Genomic DNA, 5,484 nt, shown 5'->3' with positions numbered 1-5,484 from the left:
CGGTCAGCTGGGCCAGAAGCGGCGCGGAGAGCGATGGCTCACCGGCGCGGCGCTGCTGCAGGGCCTGGAACGAGCCGCCGAGCACCTTGGAAAGCAGCGCCTGGCCGGCCCAGATGCCCTGGTTCGTGACCACCAGCGCCACCTGCTCGAGCACCTCCGGCGCCGCCAGCGTATGGGCATAGCCACGCGCGCCCTGCTCGAAGGCCAGCAGCGCCTCCTGGTCGTCGGCGCTGTAGCTGAGCACGACGACCGTGACACCACGTTGGGCGAGGTCCCCGACCCGCAGGGGCCAGTCATCAATCGTCGTGACCAGCCAGGCCACATCGCCCGTGCCGATCGCATCGCTGCCCTGCTCGGCCGAGATGGACGAGGCCTCCGGAAACGCCTCCACCCAGCGCGCCTTCATGTCCCCATCGGTGGTTATGAAATGGTGTTTCATCAGCGCTCTCCCATTGAGTCACGCCACGCTCTTAGCACGGGCTTCAGCAGAAACTGCATGACCGTTCGTTTTCCTGTCACGATATCCACCTGCGCCGTCATCCCGGGAATGACCTGGAGCCTTTCGGCCGGATTCTCGTTTTCGATACTGCGCACACGCACCAGATAGAAGGTATTGCCATCGTCGTCGGTGATGGTGTCGGCGCTGATATGCTCGAGCTCCGCCTGAAGGCCACCGTAGATGGAGTAGTCGTAGGCGGTGAGCTTGATGGTCGAGGCCTGGCCGGGGTGCAGGAAGGCGATATCCTTGGGCGCGATACGCGCCTCGACCAGCAGCTGGTCGTCGCTGGGGATGATCTCGACCACTTCCTGGCCGGGCTGGGCTACGCCACCGATGGTGTTGATATGGATACGCTGGATGACCCCGTCGACCGGCGAGCGGATCTCGGCCAGGCGCACGCGGTCCTGCAGCCCGGTGCCGGACTGCTGCAGCGCGTTCAGATCGCCCACGGCCTGAGCCAGGTTGGTGCGCCATTCGCTGCGCCGCTCGGCGCTGAGTTCGCGCAGTTGGGTCTGGGCCTCCTCGACCGCGGCCTGCAGACGCGAGACCGAGGCGTCCGCCTGGCTACGCTCGCCGGAGGCGCGGGACACTTCGCGCTCCAGGCGCAGCACCTCGACTTCCGACACCGCCCCGGAGGCGAGCAGCGGGCGCGTCAGGTTGAGCTCCTGGCTGGCCATTCCCGCTTCACGGGCGGCGGTATCGCGCCGCGCCTGGGCTTCCCGAAGCTCTTCGCGGCGCTGGCGTACGCGGTCCTCGAGCACGTTCTCCTGCTCGCGAAGCTCCTCGGTGCTGCTCTCGAACGCTTCGCGCTCCTGCATGACGATACCCGGCACCTCCTGGCGAAGCTCCTCCGAGGGCTCGAACGCCGTGCCGGTCGCCAGCGCCCGCAGGCGCTCGGCGCGTGCCTCCAAGGCATAGCGCTGGGCACGGTTCTCGCCGAAGTCGGACACGAACCGGGTCGGGTCGATCTGCATCAACACCTCGCCGGCGCTGACCACCTGACCTTCACGCACGTTGATCTGCTCGACCACGCCGCCATCGAAGGACTGGATGCGCTGCAGATGGCTGGCCGGAATCACACGCCCGGTACCGCGCGTCACTTCGTCGATTGGCGCGAAGCAGGCCCACACCAGCACGGCGATGAACGCCAGCAAGGTGGTGTAGAGAAACAGCCGTGCGCGAATCGGCTCCTGCTGCATGCGCGCCCAGTCGGTGTCGCTTGCCCAGTCGCGGCTCAGGTGGGCCGCGCTCACCCGACGGGCGAACAGCCGATCCATGAACGGCCGAAACGGTTTCTGACCCTGTTCGGAAAAGCGCCCGATGGCCTCGAAGCCTTTCTGCTCGGTGGTGGAGGAATTCTTCGCCATCAGGAGGCCCTCCCGATCTGGCCGTTGCGCAGCGCCTCGACCACGCTGTCACGCGGGCCGTCCGCCACGACCTTGCCGGCGTCCATGACGATGATGCGATCCACCAGTGACAGCAGCGATGTGCGGTGCGTGACCACCAGCACGGTCTTGCCCTCGGCGATCGCCGTGAGGTTGGCCTTGAAGGCCTCTTCGCTGGCGTTGTCCATGGCGCTGGTGGGCTCGTCGAGCAGCAGCACCGGCGGATCCTGCACGAGCGCCCGGGCGATGGCCACGGCCTGCTTCTGGCCGCCGGACAGCGCCTGACCGCGCTCGCCCACCTGCAGGTCCACCCCCTTGGGATGGCCGTTCACCAGCGGCTCCAGCCCGGCGATCTTGATCGCGCGCAGCAAGGCGTGGTCGTCCACCCGGTCGCTGCCGCCGCCGGCGACGATGTTGTCCCTGAGCGAGCCGGAGAACAGGCTCACGTCCTGAGGCACATAGCCGATGTGGCGGCGCAGCTGCAGTGGATCGAGCTGACGAATGTCGATCCCGTCGAGCATCACCGCGCCGGCGCTGGGCCGATAGAAGCCGAGCAGCAACTTGTTGAGCGAGGACTTGCCGCAGCCCACACGCCCCAACAGCGCGACCTTCTCGCCCTCCTTGATGGTCAGAGAGATGTCGCGCAGCGCGTCGCGCTCCTCGTCCGGGTAGCGCAGCGACACTTTCTCGAGCTGCAGGTGGCCGGTGACGCTGGGCTTTTCGACGTAGGCCTTGCCTTCGTGGCGCTCCTCCTTCTTGGCCATCACCTGGTTGAGCGACTCGAGCGCCGTGGAGGACTGGTGGTACTGGGCGAGCAGCGCCGCCGCCTGGCTGATGGGCGCCATGGCGCGCGACGACAGCATGTAGCTTGCGATCAGCCCGCCCTGGGAGAGGTTGCCCTCGATGATCTGGTAGACACCGACGATGATGACGCAGATCGCCACGCTGTTCTGCGCCCAAAGCGCCACGCTCGAGACCGAGGAGCTGACGTGCTTGAGCTGGGCGCCGGTGCGCGAGAGAAAGGCGGTCGCCTTTTCCCAGTGACGCTGGATGCGGCTCTCCGCACGCAGCGCCTTGACGTTCTCGAGCTGGGAGACCGACTCCACTAGCAGGGCGTTGCGCTGGGCGCCCACCTCCCAGGTGGTCTGGGAGAGCTCGTGGAGCTTGCCCTGCGCTGCCAGCGCGTAGAGCAGCACGAACACGATGCCGACGATCACCGGCAGCGCCAGCCACGGATTGATCAGCGCGATGATCGCCAGGAACATCAGCACGAAGGGTAGATCGACGATGCCCACGATGGTCGCCGAGCCGATGAAGGCGCGCACCGACTCGAAGGATTGCAGCGTCGAGGTGAACGAGCCGGTCGAGGCCGGCCGCTCCTCCATGCGCATGCCCAGCACCTTGGCCATGATCGCCGAGGAGAGCTTGACGTCCGCCCGGCTGGCGGCCAGGTCCACGAAGGCGCTGCGCATCAGGCGAAGCGCCAGGTCGAAGCACAGCACGATGAACACGCCCGTCGCCATCACCCACAGCGTTTCGGTCGCCTGGTTCGGCACCACGCGATCGTAGACGTTGAGGATGAACAGCGGCATGGCGAGCGCGAAGATGTTGATGGCCACCGATCCGCACACGATGTCGCGGTAGAGCCGCCGGTTCTCCTTGATGACGCCCCAGAACCAGTGCTGGCGGCGCTTCTTGTCGATACCGGGCTCGCTGGTGTTGTTTGCCTGGAAGCGAGGCCGCACGTAGATCGCCTCGCCGCTGTAGCCGGCGTTGAGCTCGTCGAGGGCCACGTCGACGGCGGCCTCCGAAAGCTCCGGGAAGATGACGCTGGCCTTGCCCTGCTGGGCATCGATGCCCAGCAGCACGCAGGCCCGACCCGGCTCCAGCAGCAGAACGACGGGAAACAGCGCCGGGTTGAGGTTGGCCAGTACACTCTTGACGATGCGCGCGGTCAGCGAGGCGCGCTGTGCGGCGCGCCCGAACACGGAGGGCGTGAGATTGCCCTTCTCGAGCGGAAGGCCGGCCTTGAGCGCCTCGGACGAGACCTCGTGCTGATGATAGCTCGCGATCGCCTTGAGACATTCGAGCAGTTCATCGCTCGAGCGTTCGGGGGACGGAGCCCGGGTAGAAACCACCTGTTTGCCCTGCGCCACTAAAGCCTCGTCTCCTGTAGGAGTGCCGTGATGAGAAAGATGCGCCAATACGTGCCGCCGCGCCCCTTGCCCCGGCACCAGAAATGGGGTGATCGCCGCGCGTTGGTTTGCAACGGAGTCAAGCGCATTTAACGCCAGGCGCCCCCTCCGCAATGACCCGATAACGTCGTCTTTACGCGCCTATATTCACGCCATGATATCGGGGTCGAGCAGTGCTCTCCCTCAACGCGCCGGTCAATTGGCAGGCACGACTCGACAGGCACCCGCGCCCGCGGCGGGTGCTTGCCAACCAGTCGAAAACGCCTCAGTTCCCGGAAGAAGCGGAAATGCCCCGGGTAAAGTCCTCCAGCGTGAAACCGCTGGGCCCGTCGAGCGCGCAGGTATCGGCGGAGCTCAGCGTCATGCCGTCGTAGCCGAGCTCGGACAGGCTCGGGATATCGTCGCGTGTGACGCCGAGCGTGGGCATGAGCTGCCCCATGGACGCCAGCGTGCGCGCCTGGGCGAGGGTCAGGTCGAACTCGGCGTTGGCGAAGGCCCGGCTGGCCTCGAAGTACTCGTTCTCGCTGTCGAGCACGTCGAGCAGCGTCCGCTGGCCGATGTCGAACTGCTGCTGATAGGCGCCGCGTACGCGGTCGATGGACTGGCGATGCTCGTTGAGGTAGCTCAGCTGCTCGCGCAGACGCTGGGTATCGTTGTAGGCGATCTGGGTCGTCTGACGCACGTTGGTACAGGCCACTTCACGCTGGCTCTGGGCCTGCTCGATGCGCGACGCGGCAGCCTCGAAGGAGGCACGGTCCGCCCCGCCGCGATACAGGTTCATGCTGGCCACCAGCTGGATGCTGTGCTCGTCGCTACGTCCAGCAACGACGCTGTCCTGGTTGTTGGTACCGGTACGCCCCTGGATGTCCAGGCGCGGCAGGTAGCCGGCCCGCGCGGCGTCCTGCTGGGCGCGCGCCACGGCGATGTTCTCGATCGCCGCCTGGAAGTCGGGGTTGCCTTCGAAAGCCATGCGCACGGCCTCGGTGACGTTGGCCGGCAGGTTCGTCTCGAGCGACGGCGCCGGCAGCATGTTCTGGGCAGGGAGCTGGCCGACGATGCGCTGGTAGCGCGCCGTCACGTCGTGCAGGTTGGACGCTTCGGACATCAGGTTGGACTCGGCCAGCGCCAGGCGACCGTTGATCTGCTCGAGATCCACCCCGCGGCCGGCGCCGGAGAGCGTACGCTCCTCGATCTGGCCGAAGACACGCTGGTGCTGACGATAGTTGTCCTGGGCCAGACGAACCAGCTCGCGATAGCGCATCACGTCGAGGTAACTGCGAAAGGCTTCTAGGGCCACTTCTTCACTGGCACCGAGGAGCTCGAAGTAGGCGATCAGCTGCGTACGATCGAGCCGCTCGACCTCGCTGCGCGTGGCGAAGCCGTCGAACACCATCTGCGACAGCGT

At 66.5% G+C, this 5,484-nt stretch carries 4 protein-coding genes; all 4 read right to left on the bottom strand.

Annotated elements, in window-relative coordinates:
* On the bottom strand, positions 1 to 439 hold a 439-nt coding region (locus BIS11_RS09960), incomplete at its 3' end, for a DNA-binding response regulator (RefSeq protein ID WP_253585999.1).
* Entirely contained in the window at positions 439 to 1,869 is a 1,431-nt protein-coding gene (locus BIS11_RS09955) for an HlyD family type I secretion periplasmic adaptor subunit (RefSeq protein ID WP_253423023.1), read from the bottom strand. The genes BIS11_RS09955 and BIS11_RS09960, both read right to left, overlap by 1 nt.
* A complete protein-coding gene (locus BIS11_RS09950) occupies positions 1,866 to 4,040 on the bottom strand; it encodes a type I secretion system permease/ATPase (protein ID WP_253423013.1) in 2,175 nt (724 codons plus the stop codon). The genes BIS11_RS09955 and BIS11_RS09950 overlap by 4 nt, the downstream gene beginning before the upstream one ends.
* 304 nt (positions 4,041 to 4,344) lie before the next feature.
* The coding region (locus tag BIS11_RS09945) for a TolC family outer membrane protein (protein WP_253585998.1) at positions 4,345 to 5,484 on the bottom strand (1,140 nt) is incomplete at its 5' end.

It is taken from the genome of Halomonas sp. 707D4, assembly GCF_024158685.1.
GTDB lineage: Bacteria > Pseudomonadota > Gammaproteobacteria > Pseudomonadales > Halomonadaceae > Vreelandella.
This window is presented reverse-complemented; position numbering and strand designations above follow the sequence as displayed.